General features: G+C 60.9%; 19 protein-coding genes. 12 read left to right on the forward strand and 7 right to left on the reverse strand.

What is annotated here, in order from left to right; all coding sequences use genetic code 11:
• Positions 1-30 precede the first annotated feature (30 nt).
• Entirely contained in the window at positions 31-501 is a 471-nt protein-coding gene (gene ybaK / locus FIV35_RS06430; RefSeq protein WP_034137170.1) for a Cys-tRNA(Pro) deacylase, read from the reverse strand.
• A 326-nt stretch (positions 502-827) separates the two neighbouring features.
• Here ybaK and FIV35_RS06435 point away from each other — a divergent pair, with 326 nt between their 5' ends.
• The 11 genes from FIV35_RS06435 (at position 828) to FIV35_RS06485 (ending at position 13,264) form a co-directional block, all read left to right on the forward strand.
• On the forward strand, positions 828-1,682 hold the full coding sequence (locus tag FIV35_RS06435; protein WP_034111958.1) for an MIP/aquaporin family protein: 855 nt from the start codon (positions 828-830) through the stop codon (positions 1,680-1,682).
• 75 nt (positions 1,683-1,757) lie between these two features.
• Entirely contained in the window at positions 1,758-3,263 is a 1,506-nt protein-coding gene (gene glpK, locus FIV35_RS06440; protein ID WP_034096126.1) for a glycerol kinase GlpK, read from the forward strand.
• A gap of 83 nt (positions 3,264-3,346) precedes the next feature.
• On the forward strand, positions 3,347-4,102 hold the full coding sequence (locus FIV35_RS06445; protein WP_034096125.1) for a DeoR/GlpR family transcriptional regulator: 756 nt from the start codon (positions 3,347-3,349) through the stop codon (positions 4,100-4,102).
• A gap of 275 nt (positions 4,103-4,377) precedes the next feature.
• Complete coding sequence (gene glpD / locus FIV35_RS06450) at positions 4,378-5,916, forward strand: glycerol-3-phosphate dehydrogenase (protein ID WP_034137169.1); 1,539 nt, start codon at positions 4,378-4,380, stop codon at positions 5,914-5,916.
• Positions 5,917-6,281: 365 nt separating this feature from the next.
• Positions 6,282-7,208 carry a glutamate/aspartate ABC transporter substrate-binding protein gene (locus tag FIV35_RS06455; protein ID WP_034137168.1) on the forward strand — a complete coding sequence of 309 codons (927 nt, stop codon included), beginning with the start codon at positions 6,282-6,284 and terminating at the stop codon, positions 7,206-7,208.
• Between the two features lie 193 nt (positions 7,209-7,401).
• Positions 7,402-8,148 (forward strand): amino acid ABC transporter permease, encoded by a 747-nt coding sequence (locus FIV35_RS06460; RefSeq protein ID WP_034096122.1) that lies wholly within the window; start codon positions 7,402-7,404, stop codon positions 8,146-8,148.
• Positions 8,148-8,819: an ABC transporter permease subunit gene (locus FIV35_RS06465; protein ID WP_034096121.1), complete on the forward strand. Its 672-nt coding sequence runs from the start codon at positions 8,148-8,150 to the stop codon at positions 8,817-8,819. Before FIV35_RS06460 ends, FIV35_RS06465 begins: the two co-directional genes overlap by 1 nt.
• Positions 8,816-9,550, forward strand: coding sequence for an amino acid ABC transporter ATP-binding protein (locus FIV35_RS06470; RefSeq protein WP_034096120.1), 735 nt, complete (start codon positions 8,816-8,818; stop codon positions 9,548-9,550). Before FIV35_RS06465 ends, FIV35_RS06470 begins: the two co-directional genes overlap by 4 nt.
• A gap of 140 nt (positions 9,551-9,690) precedes the next feature.
• Complete coding sequence (gene aauS, locus FIV35_RS06475; protein WP_034137167.1) at positions 9,691-11,592, forward strand: two-component sensor histidine kinase AauS; 1,902 nt, start codon at positions 9,691-9,693, stop codon at positions 11,590-11,592.
• Positions 11,589-12,926: a two-component response regulator AauR gene (gene aauR / locus FIV35_RS06480; protein ID WP_034137166.1), complete on the forward strand. Its 1,338-nt coding sequence runs from the start codon at positions 11,589-11,591 to the stop codon at positions 12,924-12,926. The genes aauS and aauR overlap by 4 nt, the downstream gene beginning before the upstream one ends.
• A complete protein-coding gene (locus FIV35_RS06485) occupies positions 12,926-13,264 on the forward strand; it encodes a GlpM family protein (protein ID WP_034137165.1) in 339 nt (112 codons plus the stop codon). Before aauR ends, FIV35_RS06485 begins: the two co-directional genes overlap by 1 nt.
• 197 nt (positions 13,265-13,461) lie before the next feature.
• Here the strand turns inward: FIV35_RS06485 and FIV35_RS06490 are convergent, their stop codons facing one another.
• From FIV35_RS06490 to FIV35_RS06515, 6 genes are all read right to left on the reverse strand, one after another.
• Positions 13,462-14,859, reverse strand: a complete 1,398-nt coding sequence (locus tag FIV35_RS06490; RefSeq protein ID WP_034137164.1) for a sigma-54-dependent transcriptional regulator — start codon at positions 14,857-14,859, stop codon at positions 13,462-13,464.
• Positions 14,849-16,618 carry a sensor histidine kinase gene (locus tag FIV35_RS06495; protein WP_034137163.1) on the reverse strand — a complete coding sequence of 590 codons (1,770 nt, stop codon included), beginning with the start codon at positions 16,616-16,618 and terminating at the stop codon, positions 14,849-14,851. Before FIV35_RS06495 ends, FIV35_RS06490 begins: the two co-directional genes overlap by 11 nt.
• Complete coding sequence (locus FIV35_RS06500; protein WP_034096114.1) at positions 16,615-17,742, reverse strand: GNAT family N-acetyltransferase; 1,128 nt, start codon at positions 17,740-17,742, stop codon at positions 16,615-16,617. The genes FIV35_RS06495 and FIV35_RS06500 overlap by 4 nt, the downstream gene beginning before the upstream one ends.
• Before the next feature lie 116 nt (positions 17,743-17,858).
• Positions 17,859-18,713 carry an alpha/beta hydrolase gene (locus FIV35_RS06505; protein WP_034111951.1) on the reverse strand — a complete coding sequence of 285 codons (855 nt, stop codon included), beginning with the start codon at positions 18,711-18,713 and terminating at the stop codon, positions 17,859-17,861.
• Complete coding sequence (locus FIV35_RS06510) at positions 18,710-20,104, reverse strand: aspartate aminotransferase family protein (RefSeq protein WP_034096112.1); 1,395 nt, start codon at positions 20,102-20,104, stop codon at positions 18,710-18,712. Before FIV35_RS06510 ends, FIV35_RS06505 begins: the two co-directional genes overlap by 4 nt.
• Positions 20,097-20,795 carry an HAD-IB family phosphatase gene (locus tag FIV35_RS06515; RefSeq protein ID WP_034111949.1) on the reverse strand — a complete coding sequence of 233 codons (699 nt, stop codon included), beginning with the start codon at positions 20,793-20,795 and terminating at the stop codon, positions 20,097-20,099. The genes FIV35_RS06510 and FIV35_RS06515 overlap by 8 nt, the downstream gene beginning before the upstream one ends.
• Positions 20,796-21,024: 229 nt before the next feature.
• Here FIV35_RS06515 and FIV35_RS06520 point away from each other — a divergent pair, with 229 nt between their 5' ends.
• Positions 21,025-21,795: a MipA/OmpV family protein gene (locus FIV35_RS06520; protein WP_034137161.1), complete on the forward strand. Its 771-nt coding sequence runs from the start codon at positions 21,025-21,027 to the stop codon at positions 21,793-21,795.
• Positions 21,796-21,847 lie beyond the last annotated feature (52 nt).

The raw sequence follows: 21,847 nt of genomic DNA on the forward strand, positions 1-21,847 counted from the left end.
CTCCCACACAGCATCTTCAGCCACTGGGAATTATGCCCGGCCAATTTCGGCGAATTTGGCTTGGGTATGCTCCGCCAGCACTGCCGCCGGCAACTCCACTTCCAACCCTCTCCTGCCTGCGCTGACAAAAATCGTCGCGAAGGGCTGTGCCGTCACATCAATAAACGTGCGCAAGCGCTTCTTCTGCCCCAGCGGGCTGATGCCGCCCAGCAAATAACCGGTTGAACGCTGCGCGGCCGCCGGATCGGCCATTTCGACTTTCTTGACCCCCGCCGCATGAGCCAGAGCCTTCAAATCCAGACTTCCGACGACCGGTACTACGGCCACCAGTAATTCGCCCTTCTCGCTGCTGGCCAGCAAGGTCTTGAACACCTGCGATGGGTCGAGGCCCAATTTCTCTGCGGCCTCCAGCCCATAGGAGGCGGCCTTAGGGTCGTGTTCATAACTATGAATACGATGTTCGGCGCGAACTTTCTTCAACAGATCCAGTGCAGGGGTCATGGATACTCCAAGCGTGGCAAACAGATGGCCAATTCTAGGCCAACCCAGCACGAAACGCTCTAGTGCGCCCACTGCCGTGACACGCGCCGGGCGTCGGCGACGTGATCATTCATCAGACCCATAGTTGGAAAGTGACTGACAGTTCACTTTCGACCTTTGACAGCGGTCATTCTTGTCTATATTTTTTCGTTTCCGAATACAGTGGGAAATAATCCTACGCATTCGAGCAGTAAGCCGTAACGGAGATGGGGATCCCCGCCGCGGTGAAAATCGCGCAAGGCCCGTTGAGGCCCAGCGCCAGACAAGAAAAACAATTGAGGTTTTCCATGACAACTGCTCTTCAACAGCCTTCACTTTCAAGCCAATGCATGGCCGAGTTTCTGGGCACTGCGCTCCTGATCTTCTTCGGTACCGGCTGTGTCGCTGCGCTCAAGGTCGCGGGTGCCAGTTTTGGCTTGTGGGAAATCAGCATCATCTGGGGGGTCGGCGTGAGCATGGCGATCTACCTGAGCGCCGGGATTTCCGGGGCCCACTTGAACCCGGCGGTGAGTATCGCGCTGTGCCTGTTCGCCGACTTCGACAAGCGCAAGCTGCCTTTCTATATCCTCGCCCAGATCGCCGGCGCCTTTTGCTCGGCCGCGTTGGTCTACACCCTCTATAGCAATCTGTTTTTCGATTACGAACAAACCCACCATCTGGTGCGCGGCACCCAAGCCAGCCTCGAGCTGGCGTCGGTGTTCTCCACTTACCCCCATGCACTGCTGAGCACCGCCCAAGCGTTCTTGGTGGAAATGGTCATTACCGCGATCCTGATGGGCGTGATCATGGCCCTGACCGATGACAACAACGGCCTGCCACGCGGCCCACTGGCGCCGCTGTTGATCGGCCTGCTGATTGCCGTGATCGGCAGTGCCATGGGCCCGCTGACGGGGTTTGCGATGAACCCAGCGCGGGATCTGGGGCCGAAGCTGATGACCTTTTTCGCCGGCTGGGGTGAAATGGCCCTTACCGGCGGCCGCGATATTCCTTATTTCCTGGTGCCGATTTTCGCGCCGATCGTGGGTGCGTGCCTTGGTGCTGCGGCGTATCGCGGCCTGATCGCCCGTCATCTGCCGAGCGCCGCACCTGCTGTAATTGAAACACCTGACACGGCTGTCAACGGCAATACCCGTATTTCCTGAAAGCGCCAGCCTGGCCCCCTGCCCTTCGCGGCCCAGGCTGATTTCTGACTTCCTATTTCGTTTAAGGCAATCGACATGACCGACCTTCAGAATAAGAATTACATCATTGCCCTCGACCAGGGCACCACCAGTTCGCGGGCGATCATCTTCGATCGTGACGCCAACGTGGTCTGCACCGCCCAACGTGAGTTCGCCCAGCATTACCCACAAGCGGGCTGGGTCGAACACGACCCGATGGAGATCTTCGCCACCCAGAGCGCGGTGATGGTCGAAGCGCTGGCCCAGGCCGGCCTGCACCATGACCAGGTAGCCGCCATCGGCATCACCAACCAGCGCGAAACCACCGTGGTGTGGGACAAAGTCACCGGCCGCCCGATCTACAACGCCATTGTTTGGCAGTGCCGCCGTAGCACCGAAATCTGCCAGCAGCTCAAGCGCGACGGTCACGAACAATACATCAGCGACACCACTGGCCTGGTCACCGACCCGTACTTCTCGGGCACCAAACTCAAGTGGATCCTCGACAACGTCGAAGGCAGCCGCGAGCGTGCGCGCAGCGGCGAGCTGCTGTTCGGTACCGTCGACAGCTGGCTGATCTGGAAATTTACCGGCGGCAAAACTCACGTCACCGACTACACCAACGCCTCGCGCACCATGCTCTTCAACATCCACACCCTGGAGTGGGATGCGAAGATGCTGGAGATCCTCGACATTCCGCGCGAGATGCTGCCGGAAGTGAAGTCCTCGTCGGAAATCTACGGCCGCACCAAAAGCGGTATCGCCATCGGCGGCATCGCCGGTGACCAGCAGGCCGCACTGTTCGGCCAAATGTGCGTGGAAGCCGGCCAGGCCAAGAACACCTACGGCACCGGCTGCTTCCTGCTGATGAACACCGGCGACAAAGCCGTGAAATCCAAGCACGGCATGCTCACCACCATCGCCTGCGGCCCGCGCGGCGAAGTGGCCTACGCCCTGGAAGGCGCAGTATTCAACGGTGGTTCCACCGTGCAGTGGCTGCGTGACGAGCTGAAGATCATCAACGATGCCCATGACACCGAATACTTTGCCGGCAAGGTCAAGGACAGCAACGGCGTGTATCTGGTCCCGGCTTTCACCGGTCTGGGCGCACCGTACTGGGACCCCTACGCCCGTGGCGCGCTGTTCGGCCTGACCCGTGGCGTACGCGTGGATCACATTATTCGTGCAGCCCTGGAGTCGATTGCCTACCAGACCCGCGACGTGCTGGACGCCATGCAGCAGGATTCCGGCGAACGCCTCAAAGCCCTGCGCGTGGACGGTGGTGCGGTGGCCAACAACTTCCTGATGCAGTTCCAGGCCGACATTCTCGGTACTCAAGTGGAGCGCCCGCAAATGCGTGAAACCACAGCGCTGGGCGCGGCGTACCTGGCCGGCTTGGCCTGCGGTTTCTGGGGCAGCCTGGACGAATTGCGCGGCAAGGCGGTGATCGAGCGCGAATTCGAACCTCAGTTGGACGAAAAGGAAAAAGAAAAACTCTACGCCGGCTGGCAAAAAGCAGTCAGCCGCACCCGTGACTGGGAGCCCCACGAAGGCGCCGAATAAGCCAACCTCGGGTTGTAACTGGTAGGGAGCAGATTCCTGCGTCATCATGGGCCACTTTTGTATGGCAGCCCAAAGGACGCCCCATGAATCTGCCTCCCCGCCAGCAACAAATTCTCGAACTGGTCCGCGAACGCGGCTACGTCAGTATCGAGGAAATGGCGCAGTTGTTCGTTGTCACCCCGCAAACCATCCGCCGCGATATCAACCAGTTGGCGGACGCTAATCTGCTGCGTCGCTACCATGGCGGCGCGGCCTATGACTCCAGCGTCGAAAACACCGCGTACGCCATGCGTGCCGACCAGATGCGCGACGAAAAACAACGCATCGGCGAAGCCATCGCCGCCCAGATCCCCGATCACGCCTCGCTGTTCATCAATATCGGTACCACCACCGAATCCATCGCCCGTGCGCTGCTGAACCACAGCCACCTGAAAATTATCACCAACAACCTCAACGTCGCCGCCATGCTCAGCGCCAAGGACGACTTCGACGTGCTGCTCACCGGCGGCAATGTGCGACGCGACGGCGGCGTGGTGGGCCAGGCCAGCGTCGACTTTATCAATCAGTTCAAAGTCGACTTCGCACTGGTGGGTATCAGCGGCATCGACGAGGACGGCAGCCTGCTGGATTTCGATTACCAGGAAGTGCGCGTGTCCCAGGCGATCATCGCCAATGCCCGGCAAGTAATTCTGGCGGCGGACTCCAGCAAATTCGGGCGCAATGCCATGATTCGGTTGGGGCCGATCAGCCTGGTGGATTGCCTGGTGACTGACCAAGAGCCAGTGCCGGCGTTGGTGCAGTTGCTGAATCAGCATAAGGTTCGGCTGGAAGTCGTTTAAGGCCTTTACTGATGCTATCGGGGGCAAGCCCCCTCCCACACTTTGATGTGTACAACCATTCAAATGTGGGAGGGGCTGGCCCCCGATAGCTATCAATACTCGCTGAATCATCTCGAGCCTTAGACGGGCCAATGTTCACAATTTTTCCTTTTCCTGCCCTTCGATGAGTTTTTTCAATCGAAGTCGGGTGGCTGTGCCCGCGTTTATCGGCTACCATTTTCGCAAATGAACATTAATGTTCGAATTCCAATACGAAAAAATCGCGAGGCCAGCCGATGAACCCTTCTACCTTGCCTGCTCCACCGCTTGCCGAAGTCTATGACGTTGCCGTTATTGGCGGCGGGATCAATGGCGTTGGCATTGCAGCAGATGCAGCCGGTCGTGGGCTGTCGGTATTTCTTTGCGAAAAGGATGACCTGGCCAGCCACACCTCTTCCGCCAGCAGCAAGCTGATCCACGGTGGTCTGCGTTATCTCGAACATTACGAATTCCGTCTGGTGCGCGAAGCCCTGGCCGAACGGGAAGTGCTGCTGGCCAAGGCGCCGCACATCGTCAAGCAAATGCGTTTTGTCCTGCCGCACCGCCCGCACCTGCGCCCGGCGTGGATGATTCGTGCTGGGCTGTTCCTCTATGACAACCTGGGCAAGCGCGAAAAACTCGCGGGTTCCAAGAGCCTCAAGTTTGGCCCGGACAGCCCACTGAAAAGCGAAATCACCAAAGGGTTCGAGTATTCCGACTGCTGGGTCGACGACGCCCGCCTGGTGGTGCTCAACGCCATGGCCGCCCGTGAAAAAGGCGCCCATATCCACACCCAGACCCGGTGCGTCAGCGCCCATCGCAGCAAGGGCCTGTGGGAAATGAACATGGAACGTGCCGACGGCAGCCTGTTTTCGATCCGCGCCCGTGCGTTGGTGAATGCCGCCGGCCCATGGGTGGCCAAATTCATCAAAGATGACCTGAAACTGGATTCGCCCTACGGCATTCGTCTGATCCAGGGCAGCCACCTGATCGTGCCGAAACTGTATGAGGGCGCCCACGCGCACATCCTGCAGAACGAAGACCAGCGCATCGTCTTCACGATTCCGTACCTGAATCATCTAACTATCATCGGCACCACCGACCGCGAATATACCGGCGACCCGGCGAAAGTGGCGATCACCGAGGGCGAAACCGACTACATGCTCAAGGTGGTCAATGCCCACTTCAAGAAGCAACTGAGCCGCGATGACATCGTGCACACCTACTCCGGCGTACGCCCGTTGTGCAACGACGAGTCGGACAACCCATCGGCGATCACCCGCGACTACACCCTGGCACTGTCCGGGAGTGCGGGCGAGGCACCGATCCTGTCGGTGTTCGGTGGCAAGTTGACCACCTATCGCAAGCTCGCCGAATCGGCCATGGCCCAACTGGCGCCGTACTTCACGCAGATGCGTCCTAGCTGGACCGCCACGGCCAGCCTGCCGGGTGGTGAGGACATGAGCACGCCCGAAGCGCTGGCCGAGGCGATTCGCGCCAAGTTCGATTGGGTTCCGAGCGAGATCGCACGCCGCTGGTCCACAACCTACGGCAGCCGCACTTGGCGCCTGCTGGAGGGCGTGCAAACCCTGGCTGACCTGGGCGAGCATTTGGGCGGTGGCCTGTACACCCGCGAGGTCGACTATCTGTGCACCGAAGAATGGGCCACCCAGGCTCAGGACATCCTATGGCGCCGCACCAAGCTGGGCCTGTTTACCACTGAGCAGGAGCAGGACAACGTCCAGCGCTACCTGACCAAGGTTGAGCAGAACCGCAGTAAGTTCCAAGCGGCCTGACCTGCCGCCGCATGGCCTTGAGCCTGGGAGTGAAAACCTGAAAGCGCCGCGTTTATTTTGAATAAACGCGGCGTTTTTGCATTTGCCGCTTATACATAGATCGGCTAACCAACGGCATTCGGTTTTCCGAACACAGCACCCCACGCTATTCGGTTTGCCGGATCAAAAGGCCGGCGAAATCTCGTAACAGAAACTTAATCACCTTTTAAATCAAACAGTTAACCTTTTATTTCAAGCCTGGCACGACTCATGCTCTACACTCTTGGACGATTGCCGAGACGCCTCAGGAGCCGTCACGGACATTCGCTGTACAAGAGAGCCGTTTAGCCGGCTTCATAAAAAAAACAAATGTCGAGGAAGTATTGATGCGCATCGTTCCCCATATTTTGGGCGCAGCTATCGCTGCTGCTCTGATCAGCACTCCAGTCTTTGCCGCCGAACTCACCGGCACGCTGAAGAAAATCAACGACTCCGGCACCATCACCCTCGGGCATCGCGACAGCTCCATTCCGTTTTCCTACATCGCGGATGGCTCGGGCAAACCTGTGGGCTACTCCCACGACATTCAGCTGGCCATCGTTGAAGCCCTGAAAAAAGACCTGAACAAGCCCGATCTGCAGACCCGTTACAACCTGGTGACCTCGCAGACCCGTATTCCGCTGGTTCAGAACGGCACCGTCGACATCGAGTGCGGTTCCACCACCAACAACGCCGAACGCGCCCAGCAAGTCGCTTTCACCACCAACATCTTCGAAATCGGCACCCGTCTGCTGGTCAAGAAAGACAAAGATGGCAAGCCAAGCTATGCCGACTTCGCCGACCTGAAAGGCAAGAACGTCGTGACCACCGCCGGCACCACGTCCGAGCGCATCATCAAGTCGATGAACGCCGACAAGCAGATGGGCATGAACATCATCTCCGCCAAAGACCACGGCGAATCCTTCCAGATGCTCGAAGGCGGCCGCGCCGTAGCGTTCATGATGGACGACGCCCTGCTGGCCGGTGAAGAAGCCAAGGCCAAGAAGCCGGATGACTGGGTAATCACCGGTACTCCGCAATCTTTCGAAGCCTACGCCTGCATGGTCCGCAAAGACGATCCAGCGTTCAAAAAAGCCGTGGATGACGCCATCATCGGCCTGTACAAATCCGGCGAGATCAACAAGATCTACGCCAAGTGGTTCGAAAGCCCGGTTCCACCTAAAGGCCTGAACCTCAACTTCCCGATGAGCGACAAGGTCAAGGAACTGATCCAGAACCCGACCGATAAGCCGGCTCCGGAAGTAAAGATCTAAAAGCTGACTAACCTTATCTCCTGAGGGAGCCAACCCTCCCTCAGGCGTCTGTTACTACCTGCTGGTTTTAACTTGGAACACTCGACCTGGCGGTTTTCGAGCCGATCGCGTGTGCCTGGCGTTCAACGTCAGGCGGGAATGGATTTTCCCCAAGCGGGTGCTTGTACATCGATCGATTTCGGGGGAGACCCTAATGAATTACAACTGGGACTGGGGCGTGTTCTTCAAGTCCACCGGCGTGGGCAGCGAGACTTATCTCGACTGGTACATCGCCGGCTTGGGCTGGACCATCGCCATCGCCGTCGTGGCATGGATCATCGCCCTGCTGCTGGGCTCCATTCTGGGGGTCATGCGCACCGTGCCGAACCGGCTGGTATCCGGCATTGCGACCTGTTACGTGGAGCTGTTCCGTAACGTGCCGTTGCTGGTGCAGCTGTTTATCTGGTACTTCCTGGTGCCCGACCTGCTGCCGCAGAACCTGCAAGACTGGTACAAGCAGGACTTGAACCCAACCACCTCGGCCTACCTGAGCGTTGTCGTGTGCCTGGGCCTGTTCACCGCGGCCCGTGTCTGCGAACAAGTGCGTACCGGTATCCAGGCGCTGCCACGCGGCCAGGAAGCCGCCGCCCGCGCCATGGGCTTCAAGCTGCCGCAGATTTACTGGAACGTGCTGCTGCCCCAGGCCTACCGCATCATCATTCCGCCACTCACCTCGGAATTCCTCAACGTCTTCAAGAACTCCTCCGTGGCGTCCTTGATCGGCCTGATGGAACTGCTGGCGCAAACCAAACAGACCGCCGAGTTCTCGGCCAACCTGTTCGAAGCCTTCACCCTGGCCACGCTGATCTACTTCACCCTGAACATGAGCCTGATGCTGCTGATGCGCCTGGTCGAGAAGAAAGTCGCAGTGCCCGGCCTGATCTCCGTGGGGGGTAAATAATGGAACTCGATTTCAGCGGTATCATCCCCGCCATGCCTGGGCTGTGGAACGGCATGATCATGACCTTGAAGCTGATGGTCATGGGCGTGATCGGCGGTATCGCCCTGGGCACGATTCTCGCGCTGATGCGCCTGTCGTCCAGCAAACTGCTGTCGCGTCTGGCTGGCGCCTATGTGAACTACTTCCGCTCGATCCCCCTGCTGCTGGTGATCACCTGGTTCTACCTGGCGGTGCCGTTCGTGCTGCGCTGGATCACCGGCGAAGACACCCCGATCGGTGCGTTCACTTCCTGCGTCGTGGCTTTCATGATGTTCGAAGCCGCGTACTTCTGTGAAATCGTGCGGGCCGGCGTGCAGTCGATCCCCAAGGGTCAGATGGCGGCAGCACAGGCCATGGGCATGACCTATGGCCAGACCATGCGCCTGATCATCCTGCCCCAGGCGTTCCGCAAGATGACCCCGTTGCTGCTGCAACAGTCGATCATCCTGTTCCAGGATACGTCGCTGGTCTACACCGTGGGCCTGGTGGACTTCCTCAACTCCGCCCGCTCCAACGGCGATATCATCGGGCGCTCCAATGAGTTCCTGATCTTCGCCGGTGTCGTCTACTTCATCATCAGCTTTTCCGCCTCGCTGCTGGTCAAGCGTCTGCAAAAAAGGTTTGCCGTATGATCTCTATCAAGAACATCAACAAGTGGTATGGCGACTTCCAGGTGCTGACCGATTGCAGCACCGAGGTTAAAAAAGGCGAAGTGATCGTGGTGTGCGGGCCCTCCGGCTCGGGCAAATCCACCCTGATCAAGTGCGTGAACGCGCTGGAACCGTTCCAGAAAGGCGACATCGTGGTCGACGGCACTTCCATCGCCGACCCGAAGACCAACCTGCCGAAACTGCGCTCGCGCGTAGGCATGGTGTTCCAGCACTTCGAGCTGTTCCCACACCTGACCATCACCGAAAACCTGACCATCGCGCAGATCAAGGTGCTCGGCCGCAGTAAGGAAGAAGCCACCAAGAAAGGCCTGCAATTGCTTGAGCGCGTCGGCCTGTCGGCGCACGCTCACAAGCATCCTGGCCAGCTCTCCGGTGGTCAGCAGCAACGTGTGGCGATTGCCCGCGCCCTGGCCATGGACCCGATCGTCATGCTGTTCGACGAACCGACCTCGGCCCTGGACCCGGAAATGGTCAACGAAGTGTTGGATGTAATGGTGCAACTGGCTCAGGAAGGCATGACCATGATGTGCGTGACCCACGAAATGGGCTTCGCGCGTAAAGTGGCCGACCGCGTGATCTTCATGGATGCCGGCAAGATCATCGAAGACTGCCCGAAAGAAGAATTCTTCGGCGACATCAGCGCCCGCTCCGAGCGCGCGCAGCAGTTCCTCGAGAAAATCCTGCAGCACTAAGCAATTAAGCCCGAGCCAGTGTGGGAGGGGGCTTGCCCCCGATAGCTGTGTGTCAGTCGGTACATCTGTACTGAACCACCGTCATCGGGGGCAAGCCCCCCTCCTGCATGGCAAGCTCTGGTTGACCCAAGGCATCTGTGATGAAATGCGACCCCAACCAATTTCGCGCCGCACCGCCATCACTTGCCGTGAAACCTCGCCTGATTCGCCAGTTGTTCCTGCCGCCGTTGATCATCGCCCTGATGATCGGCCTGGGTTACATCGGCTTCTGGATCAGTGAGTACTATGGCATCCGCACCCTCAGCGACAACGGCGAACGCCAGTTGGAGCTGCATGCTCGCACCGTAGAAAGCGAGATCAGCAAATACACCTACCTGCCCAGCCTGCTGGAGCTGGAAACCAGTGTCTCCACGCTGCTGGCCGACCCGAATCAAGAAACCCGCAAAGCCGTCAACGATTACCTCGAAGGCCTGAACCGACGCAGCCGCAGCCGGGCCATCTACGTAATGGACACCACCGGCCGCGTACTCGCCACCAGTAACTGGCGCGATGCCGACAGTTACCAGGGGGAAGACCTGTCCTTCCGCGCATATTTCCAGAACGCCGTGCGCGGCCAGCCCGGCCGTTTCTATGGCATCGGCAGCACCAACGGCGAGCCTGGCTACTACCTGGCCCATGGCCTGGAGGAGCACGGCAAAATCATCGGCGTCGCCGTGGTCAAAGTGCGCCTCGAAGCCCTGGAAGAGCGCTGGCAGCGTGCGCGCCTCGAAGCGTTCGTGAGCGACGAGAACGGCATCATCATTCTCTCCAGCGACCCGGCCCGACGCCTCAAGGCCGTGCGTCCACTGAGCGACGAGGTCAAAGAACGCCTCGCCCACAGCCTGCAATACTACTGGGCCACCTTGAACGAGCTGGAGCCCCTGGCACGCGAGCGCTTGAAGGAAGGCACGGAAAAACTGACCTTCCCAGCCAACAGTGAAGTGGTCAACGACGAGCACGAGGTCAGCTACCTGGCGCAATCGCGCCCGCTCAATGACACACCCTGGAGCTTCACCCTCCTCACCCCACTCAACGACCTGCGTCGCGCAGCGATCAATCAGGGCATCCTGGTGGCGGTCGCCTTCGGCCTGGTGGCATTCCTGCTGATTGCCTGGAACGAGCGACGCAAGGTCATCGCCACCCGCCTCGCCGCGCGGGAAGCCTTGCAGGAAGCCAACAGCCAACTGGAGCGGCGGATCGCCGAACGCACCGCCGACCTGCGCGCCAGCAACGAACGGCTCAAGGGCCAGATCCGCGAACGGCGCCAGGCCGAAGAAACCCTGCGCCGCGCCCAGGATGAACTGGTGCAGGCCGGCAAACTGGCGGCCATCGGCCAGATGTCCACCAGCATCGCCCATGAATTGAACCAGCCGCTGGCGGCGCTGCGCACCTTGTCCGGCAATACCGTGCGCTTCCTCGAACGCGGCGCGCTGGACACCGCCAGCACCAACCTCAAGACCATCAACGAACTGATCGACCGCATGGGGCGCATCACCGCCAGCCTGCGCTCGTTCGCCCGGCGTGGCGACGACCAGGGCCAGGCCAGCCTGGTCAAGGCCGTGGACGCCGCGCTCCAGGTGCTGAGCGCGCGTCTGGACAACCTGCCACTGACCTTGCACCGTGACTTTACCGACACCCAATTGCAGATCGATCAGACGCGCCTGGAGCAGATCCTGGTCAACCTGATCGGCAACGCCCTGGATGCCATGCAGGCCCAACCGGCGCCCGAACTGTGGCTGGAGGGCAGCAGCGCCGAGGGCAAATACCGCTTGCAGGTGCGCGACAATGGCCACGGCATCGACCCCGAGGCGCGCAAACATTTGTTCGAACCGTTCTTTACCACCAAACCCGGCGAACAAGGCCTGGGCCTGGGCCTGACCCTGTCGGCCAGCCTGGCGGCGGCCACCGGCGGCAACCTCGCCGTGGAACACCCGCCCAGCGGTGGTACGGCCTTTGTCCTGAGCCTGCCATTGGCGGGCGCTCACCCCACTGAGTCGACATGAATACAGACCCCAACGACCTCACCGTCCTGATCGTCGAAGACGACCCCCATGTGCTGCTCGGTTGCCAGCAGGCCCTGGCGCTGGAAGACATCACCAGCGTGGGGGTGGCCAGCGCCGAGGAAGCCTTGAAGCGCGTCGGCGAGAACTTCGCCGGCATTGTCATCAGCGATATCCGCCTGCCGGGCATCGACGGCCTGGAGCTGCTCACCCGCCTCAAAGCCCTGGATAAAAGCCTGCCGGTGGTGCTGATCACCGGGCACGGCGATATTTCCATGGCCGTCGGGGCGATGCGCAACGGCGCTTATGACTTCATGGAAAAACCCTTCTCCCCCGAACGCCTGGTGGACGTCGTCCGGCGCGCCCTGGAGCAGCGCGGGCTGGCGCGGGAAGTCTGGGCGCTGCGCCGTCAACTGGCCGAACGCGACTCCCTGGAAGGCCGCATCATCGGGCGTTCGCCGGCCATGCAGAACCTGCGCGAATTGATCGCCAATGTCGCCGACACCTCAGCCAATGTGTTGATCGAAGGTGAAACCGGCACTGGCAAGGAACTGGTCGCCCGCTGCCTGCATGATTTCAGCCGGCGCCATGCCCACCAGTTCGTCGCCCTGAACTGCGGCGGCTTGCCGGAAAACCTGTTTGAAAGCGAGATTTTCGGCCACGAAGCCAACGCCTTCACTGGCGCCGGCAAGCGGCGTATCGGCAAGATCGAACACGCCCATGAAGGCACGCTGTTCCTCGACGAAGTGGAAAGCATGCCCATCAACCTGCAGATCAAACTGCTGCGGGTGTTGCAGGAACGCACCCTGGAACGCCTCGGCTCCAACCAGAGCGTGGCGGTGGATTGCCGAGTGATTGCCGCGACCAAATCCGACCTGGACGAGCTGAGCCGCGCCAGTCAGTTCCGCAGCGACCTGTATTACCGCCTCAACGTGGTCACCCTGGAGTTGCCGCCACTGCGCGAGCGCCGCGAAGACATCCTGCAATTGTTCGAACATTTCCTGCAGCAGTCGTCGCTGCGCTTCGACCGCACCGCGCCGGAGCTGGACAACCAGACCCTATCCAGCCTGATGAGCCACGACTGGCCCGGCAACGTCCGCGAACTGCGCAACGTCGCCGAACGCTTCGCACTCGGCCTGCCCGCATTCAAGAAAAGCGGCGCCAGCAGCGGCGGCCAGGGGTTGGCCTTTACCGAGGCGGTGGAAGCCTTTGAGCGCAATTTGCTGATGGACGCCCTGCAACGCAGCGGCGGCAACCTGACCCAAGCCAGCCAGGAGCTGGGAATGGCCAAGACCACGCTGTTCGACAAAGTCAAAAAATATGGGTTGAGTCACTGATGGATCTGTTTCTGAAGGCCGCCCTGGGCGCGGCGGTGGTGCTGATACTCGCCGCGCTGGCCAAGACCAAAAACTACTACATCGCCGGGCTGGTGCCGCTGTTCCCGACCTTTGCGCTGATCGCCCACTACATCGTCGGCAAAGGCCGCTCGGTGGAAGACTTGAAGACCACCATCCTGTTCGGCATGTGGTCAATCATTCCGTACTTCGTGTACCTGGCTGCGTTGTATGTGATGGTCGACCGGATGCGCCTGGAGGCCTCTTTAGCCGTGGCGGCGCTGGCTTGGCTGATGGCCGCCACAATCCTGGTGAGTATCTGGGTACGCATCCATACCTGACCGGACCCGGTCAAAAACTGTGGGAGAGGGCTTGCCCCCGATAGCTGTGTGACAGTCAGCTCATCTGTAGCTGGGCCACTGCAATCGGGGGCAAGCCCCCTCCCACCTTTGAAAGTTATTGCCTGGGCTGGATCAACTGAATCCCTAACTGACTGGCATTAGGGAAAGCCCCCTCCCACAGTTTTATCCCGGTTGAATCAGCGGACGATCTTGTCGACCTGGATGCCCAGCTTCTTCAGGCGATACCAGAAGCTGCGCTCGGAAATCCCAATCTTCGCCGCCGCCGCGGCCTGTACGCCATTGCTCTCCTGTAACGCCGCCAGGATGTAGGCTTTCTCGACCTCGGCCAGCGCCGCATCCAAGTCCTGGGGAATGCCGGGGCCGTCGCTGAGAATCGTCGCCACGCCGCCCTCGCTGGGCTTGGAAGCAAACAGATAGCCTGGCAAATCGATGTCTTCGATCACAGGCGTGGCTGCCACGATGGTCGCGCGCTCCACGCAGTTTTGCAGTTCGCGGATATTGCCCGGCCAGTGATAGGCCGCCATGGCCTGCAAGGCTTCGGGGCTGAAACCGGTGATGCGTTTGCCGGCGGTGGCGCTCAGGGTCTGGGCGAAATGCCGGGCCAGGGGCGCGATGTCTTCCACCCGCTCGCGCAGGGCCGGCAGCGGGATCGGGAACACATTGAGGCGGTAATACAGGTCTTCGCGAAACTCTTTATTGGCCACTGCGTCCAGCAGGTTTTTATTGGTGGCGGCGATCACTCGCACGTCCACCTTGCGCTCGCGCGGGTCGCCCACCGGCTCGATCACCCGCTCCTGCAAGGCGCGCAGGATCTTGGCCTGCAAGGCCAGGGGCATATCGCCTACTTCATCGAGAAACAACGTGCCCTTGTCGGCCTGCTGGAAGCGCCCGACCCGGTCCGACACCGCGCCGGTGAACGCGCCCTTGCGATGGCCAAACATCTCGCTTTCCAACAAGCCTTCGGGAATCGCCGCGCAGTTGACCGCCACGAAGGGTTTGTCGGCGCGGCTGCCGTGCTTGTGGATGGCGCGCGCGACCATTTCCTTGCCGGTACCGCTCTCGCCAGTCAGCAGGATGGTGGCGCTGCTGTCGCGCACCGAATCCACCGCCTGGAGCACCTTGCGAAACGCCGGGCTGTCGCCCACCAGGCTGTCGAACTGCGCGTGCTCATCCAACTCGGCGCGCAGGCGTGCGTTGTCGCACAGGATGTCGCGAAACTGCAGGGCTTTGGCCACGGTGATATCGAGTTCGTCGATATCGAACGGCTTGGCGATGTAGTCATAGGCGCCGTTACGCATCGACTGCACAGCGTTTTTCACTGTGCTGTAGGCAGTCATCACGATCACCGGCACCTGGGGGTAGCGCGTTTTGATTTCCGCCAGCAGCGCCGCACCGTCCATGCCCGGCATGCGCCAGTCACTGATCACCAGGTCGATGTCTTCCTGCTCCAACACCTTGAGCGCGTGCAGGCCGTTGCCGGCGGTGAACACCTGAATGCCGTTCTGGCCCAGGGCCGAGGCGAGCAAATCACACAGCTTGGGCTCATCGTCGACTACTAATACGTTATGCGTCATGACTGTCCTCGTCGTCTTCGCCCCGCGCCGGAATGTACAGGCTGAAGGTGGCGCCGGCCTCTTTCTCACTGGCGCATTCGATGCTGCCGTCGTGACTTTCCATGATCGAATAGACCTTGGCCAGCCCCAGCCCCGTGCCCGAAGCCTTGGTGGTGACAAACGGCGTGAAGATACGCTCGATCATCTCGGCGGGAATACCTTGGCCGCTGTCGGCAATGCTGATGACGGTGTTGTCGCCCACGCTGCGAATGCCCAAGGTCAAACGCCCGCCGTCGGGCATGGCGTCGATAGCGTTGATGATCAGGTTGAGGCACGCCTGTTTGAGTTGGCGGGCATCGGCATACAGCGTCGCCCCCGGGGCCTGGTCGTCGATCTGCGCATCGATGTTATGGGTGGCCAGTTCCGGCGCGCAGAAGCCGAGGATTTCCTCCACCAGTGCACGCGCCGGTTGCACCACGCGCAGCGGCGGGTTGGGCTTGGCAAAGTCGAGAAACTCGGTGATCAGGTCATTGATGCGGCTGACTTCACTGATCACATATTCGAGGTGGCGCTTGTCGGCGTCCGGTAGGTCGGCGCGGCGGTGCAGCAACTGGGTGGCGGTCTTGATGATGCCCAACGGGTTGCGGATCTCGTGGGCCAGGCCCATGGCGACTTCGCCCAGGGCATGCAGGCGGTCGCGGCGCCGCAACTGGGCTTCGAGCTGGTGCAGCTCGCCCAAGCGCTCGGTCATGTGGTTGAAGGTGCTGCTCAACTGGGCCAATTCGTCGCCGCCGCTGACCTCGACGCGGTGCGCATAATCGCCTGAGATCACCGCGCTGACACCCTGGGACAGATCCCGCAGCGGCTTGGTCAGGCGTCGCGACACCAGCACCCCGGCCGCCAGGGACAACGCCGAGCTGAGCACAAAGATCAGCACGAACAAGTTGCTCTGGTTGACCAGCCCCACCAGGCTGGTGTGGCGCAGCAACCCGCTGAAAATCACGCCTTGCAACTCGCCGGCGTCGTTGAAGATCGGCCAGTACAGGCCGCTGTAGTTATGGGTGAACTGCTCGCTGGGTTGGCGCGTGCTGCGCATCGCGGTTTCGACGTCCTTGGGGATGCGCGAGGGGTGATCCTCAAAGCGTTGGGTCGAAAAGATTTCCGAGAAGCCGTCCGGGTTGGCCAGGTACAGGCGCAGGTCTAGGGAGTGCACATCGGCCACGCTGGTGAGGAAGCTGCTGTCCAGGTAGGTGCCGACCAACAGCACATAGTCGACGCCCTCCTGGGTGGTCTCGAAGGTGGAGACCACGATGCCGGTGGACACACCGCCCACCTGCACGGTTTGCAATACGGTGTTCCGGGCCAGGCTGATCTGTTTGACGATGTCGTCGGCGGCGGTGCTGAACACCGGTTTGTTGTCACTCACGCGGATCAGCGCGACCACATCGATGTCGGTGGCATCGGCAATGTCCGCGGTCAGACGATCGTGCTTGGCGGCTTGCCTGCTCTCTGGCGGACTGGTGTAGCGCAAGAACAGTTTGGCCATGCGCGCGTTGTCGTGAAGGATATCGCCGATCTCATCCTTGACGATCTTGGTCGACTCCTGCAGCCAGATGCGCACGTTGCTGTCGAAAATTTCCGACAGCGTGGTGGCGGCCAATTCCGCCGCAATCATGGTGGGGATCACGCTGACCAACCAGAACGCCAGCACCAGCTTGCGCTGGACACTCCAGCGCGAAATGGCAAACGGACGGGCTTTCTGGCGGGTCTTGGTGATCATCGGGTTTCGCTTATTGCGGCAGCCATGGCAGGGTCGGAACGATCCGGTCGAATAAACAGTTTTACCAGCGCGAGCAGGCCGTTGACCAGGCGGTTGCGGTGTCGGAAGAACACCTGGTTGCCCTGGAACTCGCAGCCCAGGCGCAGCTTACTGGCATACCCGGCCTGCCCGCACTCGTACGCTGCAATTTTGTGTTGAATACAGTAGTCGACATTGGTCAGCCAACTGCGAAAGTACAGATTGTGGTCGCGGGTGAAGGCGACGTCATGCCCGAAGAACTTGTCCACCAGCCGATGTTCGTCCCTGAGCATGAGGTTGAACGCCACCAGTTGCTCATCCACCCAGTACAGCACACACACTGCCCGCCCTTCGAGGCGTTCGAGCACGCCGGTGAAGTAGTCGGCGGGCAAGCGTTCGAACTGCAATTCGGCGCGGGTAAGCGTGGCTTCGTACAGCCTCATGACCTCGGGCAGCACATCATCGATATTGTCCCGCCACTCGACCCGCGGCCCCGGCGCGCGCAGCTTGCGGCGCAGGTCCTTGCGCGTGGATTTGCCCAGCGAGCCGAGGTAGGCGTCCACCGAGCCATAGGGCAGCGGCAGCACGCCGGTGGGCAGGCTCGGCATGCTCTGGAAACCGGCGGCGCGGCAGCTTTCGCGCCAGTGCGGGTCATGGCTGGGGGCATCCTTGACCGCCAGCAGGCCGATGCCGAGGTCATCGGCGTCCTGTCGCGCGGCGTGCAACAGGTGCTTGAGCAACAGCGGTCGGCGCGCGGCCGGCACGTCACTGGCAAACCCGACGTCGCAGCGCTCGGCCACCGGCGAGCCCACTGCATACAACCCCAACTGCAAAGCCCCGGGCCACACGCGTTGCAAGCGCGTGGTCAAGCGCTTGCCGACACCGGACACAGTGGTGTCAAGGCGGTAATGGGTGATAAAGGCCGGCGCCACGGCCACCAGCGTTCCATTGTCGTACACGGCCAGATAGCGCCATTGAAAATCCTCGATGGCGGCGTTTTCCACGGCGACGTAGTAGTCCCAGTCCTCCAGCGCACCAGGAAAACAATCGTTCCAGGCACTGCGCTGGAGCGCCCGGATGGTTGCAAAGGCTTGGGTGGTGATCACGTGTTCCCCTTTTTTGGCTGAGGATCTAGTTGGGTCAGGTCGCTTGGTGAGCAGGCTTGACCTGCTCACCAACAAGAGCTTGCTTGGCGCACAGCCCGCTCAGCACAACAGTCGCGTTAACCACAACACGCCAACACATCATCGTTCGCCCGTTCGCGGATGAAAGCGGCGCTCAGTTCGATCACCCGCCGGTATTGCAGGTCGACGGTGATCATGTGGTAGCAGTCGTCCAGCAGGATCTTGGTCACCGGCCCGCCGAGGTGGCGTTCGACGTAGTCGGCGTTCCAGCGGCTGGTGATATCGTCTTCGATCGAATGCAGCACCAGTGCCGGGACGTTGATCGACGGCATGCGTTTTTTCACCACGGCGTTCATCCAGTGCAACTCGCGCACCGTCACCCCTTCCATGGTCAATAACCCCGCCTCGCTGCTTTCACCCTCCTTCATCTGCCGCTCGACGATTGCCCGTAACCGTTGGTTCTTGATGCCGTAGGGCGGCTTTTCAGTAAAACGGAACAGGCGCACGCCGAACGGGATGCGGATCAGCAACGGCGTGATGAACGCCATTTTGCTGATGCTCCAGCCGTCGTACTTAAGGGTGGTGGAATACATCAGCAGCCCGGCGACCTGGCCCGGATGCTCCGAAGCCAGGTACATCGACATCACCGCGCCCATGGACAAGCCACCGACGAACACTTGCCCATGCCGCTGGCGCACCTGCACGAAGGTCTTGCGCACGCCTTCGTACCAGTCGCGCCAGCCGGTGGCCTGCAAGTCGCTGTTGCCGCCACAGTGCCCGGCCAGGGTCGGCACGTACACCGTGCACGTACCGTCCTTGGCCAGGCCCTTGGCGACCTGGCGCAATTCGTTCGGGGTGCCGGTCAGGCCGTGGATCAACAGGACCCCGACCGGACCGTTGCCGAGCACGAAACCGGCATCACCTTCACCGAGGTCGAACCCGTGACTGTTCACCGGTTGGTCGCCCGTACCAGCAGTTGTTCCAGCAGCTTGAGGCCCAGTTCGATTTCCGGGTAGCTGATTTCCAGGGACGGCGCCAGGGTGATCACGTTTTTGTAGTAACCGCCCACGTCGAGGATCAAGCCGAGTTTCTGCCCGTCGACCACCATATCGCCTTTCATGCCTTCCTCGACCATGTAGTCCAGGGTTGCCTTGTCCGGGGTGAAACCGTCCGGGCCGCAGATTTCGCAGCGCAGGGCCAGGCCCAGGCCGTCCACGTCACCGATGATCGGGAAACGCTTCTGCAAATCCTGCAAACCTTCAAGGAAGAACTTGCCCTTGGCCATCACCATCGCGCCGTAGTCGACTTCGTTGGTCATCTTGAACATTTCCAGGCCCACCGCCGTGCCCAGCGGGTTGGAGGCGAAGGTGGAGTGGGTCGAGCCTGGCGGGAAGATCTTCGGGTTGATCAACTCTTCGCGAGCCCAGATACCACCCAGGGGGTTGAGGCCGTTGGTCAGCGCCTTGCCGAACACGATCACATCGGGCTGCACGTCGAAGTGCTCGATCGACCACAGCTTGCCGGTGCGGTAGAAGCCCATCTGGATTTCATCGGAGACCAGCAAAATGCCGTGCTGATCCAGCACCTGCTTGAGTTCGCGGTAGAAGTTCATCGGCGGGATCACGTAACCGCCGGTGCCCTGGATCGGTTCGACGTAGAACGCGGCGTATTCGCTCTGCCCGACTTTCGGGTCCCACACGCCGTTGTATTCGGTCTCGAACAGCCGTGCGAATTGCTGCACGCAGTGGCTGCCATATTCTTCCTTGGTCATGCCCTTGGGCCCACGAAAGTGGTACGGAAACGGGATGAACTGCGCGCGCTCGCCAAAGTGGCCGTAGCGGCGACGGTAGCGGTAGCTGGAAGTGATCGACGAAGCACCGAGGGTGCGCCCGTGGTAACCGCCTTCGAAGGCGAACATCAAACTCTTGCCGTTGGTAGCGTTGCGCACCACTTTCAGGGAGTCTTCAATCGATTGCGAACCGCCGACATTGAAGTGCACACGACCGTCGCGACCGAACTTGTTCTTGGCGTCCACCGCGATCATTTCCGACAGCTCGATCTTGCCCTTGTGCAGGTACTGGCTGGCGATCTGCGGCAGGGTATCGATCTGCTGTTTCAGCGCGTTGTTCAGGCGTGGGTTGGCATAACCGAAGTTGACCGCCGAGTACCACATTTGCAGGTCGAGGTAGGCCTGGTCTTCGGTGTCCCACACGTAGGAGCCTTCGCAGCGGCTGAAAATGCGCGGCGGCTCGATGTAGTGGACGGTGTCCCCGTAGGAGCAGTACTTGGCTTCTTTATCCAGAAGCACCTGGTCTTCGGCGGTAGCGATGCGGATATCAGACATGATGGAAGAGTTCCTGAGAGTCGGTAGCAAAGGAGGTGGCGTTGGCGGCAAGGCTCTGCGGGAGCCGCGCCAGCAGTGCGGTCACTTCGGCGAAGGTGTCGAAGCGCGCGTGGGGGATGGCGTTAGCGGTGCAGTACTCAGCGAGGCTGCCCTTGGCGAACACGAAGTCGGCGGTGGACGCCACGCACATGTCGGACTTGCCGTCGCCGATCACCAGCACCCGCTTGTTGCCTGGCGTGGATTTGCACTTGCAGTTGCCGGATGCAGCGCGGCAGGCATCGCTGGAATACGGAAAGTCGATGCGCCAGCTGTTCTGGTCGACCTGGCGCAGGCGGTTGGCGAGGATCGGCAGCAAGGTCACGTAGTTGCGCGACAAAATCCGCGCGATGCCTTGCTCGATGCCGTCGCTGACCACTTCCAGGCTCGCCCCCAGGCCGAGGACGTGATCGACGAAGTCTGGAAAGTCCGGGTCGATCTCGACGCTGTCGAAGTACGCCAGCAGCTCGCTGGGCGTGGCTTTGATCAGCGCCAGTTGGCGGCTCAGGCATTCGCGTGAACCGATATGCCCGTCCAGCCATTGCTGCTCGATGGTTTCCCACTCGGGGCCGGCGAAGCGTTGGAGGACGTTGTCGATGACATCGGTGGGCGTGATGGTCCCGTCGAAGTCACACACGATATGCCAGTCAATCATCTGCGTTTACCTTGAAGAGGGCGCGCTGCATGCGCTTGCACCAGGGGTAGAGCAGAGACTGTGCCAACTGGCCATCACCCCGTGGGGCCGGGGCTTTGCTCGGGGTACGCAGGTGATAAGTGTCGTGGAAGCTACAATTTTTGTAGCTTGCTACAAACAAGATGAGTGCTTGCATGGCCGCCATGCTTTGCGCGTTCATGCGCGGGTATTCAATCAAGGAACAGTGACCATGTTGAGGATCACCCGCGCGGCATTCGCCGGTTTACTTGGCCTGTGGAGTGTCTCCAATGCCGCGTTGGCCGACGGCATCAGCGGTGAAGTCGGCGCCGGCCTGAGCTACCAGCCCCACGACCCGACCGGCAGCCGCTACGAAACCCGGCCCGTGCCCTATGTGGACCTGGACTGGGGCAATGTCAGCCTCAGCACCGACGACGGCCTGACCTGGAGCGCGTTGAACACCCACGGTTTCAGCGCTGGGCCGTATATCAATTACCTGCAGGGACGTACTTCCAACGGCTCGCTACAGGGCCTGCGCAATGTGTCGGACATGGCTGAGATCGGTGGTTTCGTGCAGTACGCACCGGCTGATTTCTGGCGGGTCTACGCCCAGCTGGGCCAGGCCGTCGGCGGCGGCCACGCCCAGAGCGGCACGTTGGGCAAACTGGGTGGCGAACTGGGCTACCCGCTGGGCGGCGGAATCATCGGCAGCAGCGGCCTGGTGGCGCATTTCGCCGACGCACGGCAGACCAACACGTTTTTCGGCGTGGACGACCACGAGGCCGCCGCCACCGGGTATCGCCCGTACAGCGCCAGCGGCGGCTTCCAGAATGTGACGCTGACCCAGAGTTTCGAATTCCCCCTGGCGCCCCACTGGTCCCTGTTGACCAGCGCCAGCTGGGTGCACCTGGTGGGTTCGGCGGCGGACAGCAGCATCGTCAAGCAGACTGGCGATGTGAACCAGGGGCAGGTGCAGACGGCGATCAGCTACAAGTTCAACTGATTCAATGTGGGAGGGGCTTGCCCCTCCCACCCACGAACATCGGGGGGCCAAG

This window comes from Pseudomonas rhodesiae (assembly GCF_007858255.1).
Classification (GTDB): domain Bacteria; phylum Pseudomonadota; class Gammaproteobacteria; order Pseudomonadales; family Pseudomonadaceae; genus Aquipseudomonas; species Aquipseudomonas rhodesiae.

Coding starts and splice junctions, on each gene's coding strand:
- FIV35_RS06520 (WP_034137161.1), top strand. CDS start 21,025: ATGTTGAGGATCACCCGCGCGGCATTCGCCGGTTTACTTGGCCTGTGG.
- FIV35_RS06460 (WP_034096122.1), top strand. CDS start 7,402: ATGAATTACAACTGGGACTGGGGCGTGTTCTTCAAGTCCACCGGCGTG.
- FIV35_RS06465 (WP_034096121.1), top strand. CDS start 8,148: ATGGAACTCGATTTCAGCGGTATCATCCCCGCCATGCCTGGGCTGTGG.
- FIV35_RS06510 (WP_034096112.1), bottom strand. CDS start 20,104: ATGTCTGATATCCGCATCGCTACCGCCGAAGACCAGGTGCTTCTGGAT.
- FIV35_RS06515 (WP_034111949.1), bottom strand. CDS start 20,795: ATGATTGACTGGCATATCGTGTGTGACTTCGACGGGACCATCACGCCC.
- glpK (WP_034096126.1), top strand. CDS start 1,758: ATGACCGACCTTCAGAATAAGAATTACATCATTGCCCTCGACCAGGGC.
- aauS (WP_034137167.1), top strand. CDS start 9,691: ATGAAATGCGACCCCAACCAATTTCGCGCCGCACCGCCATCACTTGCC.
- aauR (WP_034137166.1), top strand. CDS start 11,589: ATGAATACAGACCCCAACGACCTCACCGTCCTGATCGTCGAAGACGAC.
- ybaK (WP_034137170.1), bottom strand. CDS start 501: ATGACCCCTGCACTGGATCTGTTGAAGAAAGTTCGCGCCGAACATCGT.
- FIV35_RS06470 (WP_034096120.1), top strand. CDS start 8,816: ATGATCTCTATCAAGAACATCAACAAGTGGTATGGCGACTTCCAGGTG.
- FIV35_RS06495 (WP_034137163.1), bottom strand. CDS start 16,618: ATGATCACCAAGACCCGCCAGAAAGCCCGTCCGTTTGCCATTTCGCGC.
- FIV35_RS06485 (WP_034137165.1), top strand. CDS start 12,926: ATGGATCTGTTTCTGAAGGCCGCCCTGGGCGCGGCGGTGGTGCTGATA.
- FIV35_RS06445 (WP_034096125.1), top strand. CDS start 3,347: ATGAATCTGCCTCCCCGCCAGCAACAAATTCTCGAACTGGTCCGCGAA.
- glpD (WP_034137169.1), top strand. CDS start 4,378: ATGAACCCTTCTACCTTGCCTGCTCCACCGCTTGCCGAAGTCTATGAC.
- FIV35_RS06490 (WP_034137164.1), bottom strand. CDS start 14,859: ATGACGCATAACGTATTAGTAGTCGACGATGAGCCCAAGCTGTGTGAT.
- FIV35_RS06435 (WP_034111958.1), top strand. CDS start 828: ATGACAACTGCTCTTCAACAGCCTTCACTTTCAAGCCAATGCATGGCC.
- FIV35_RS06455 (WP_034137168.1), top strand. CDS start 6,282: ATGCGCATCGTTCCCCATATTTTGGGCGCAGCTATCGCTGCTGCTCTG.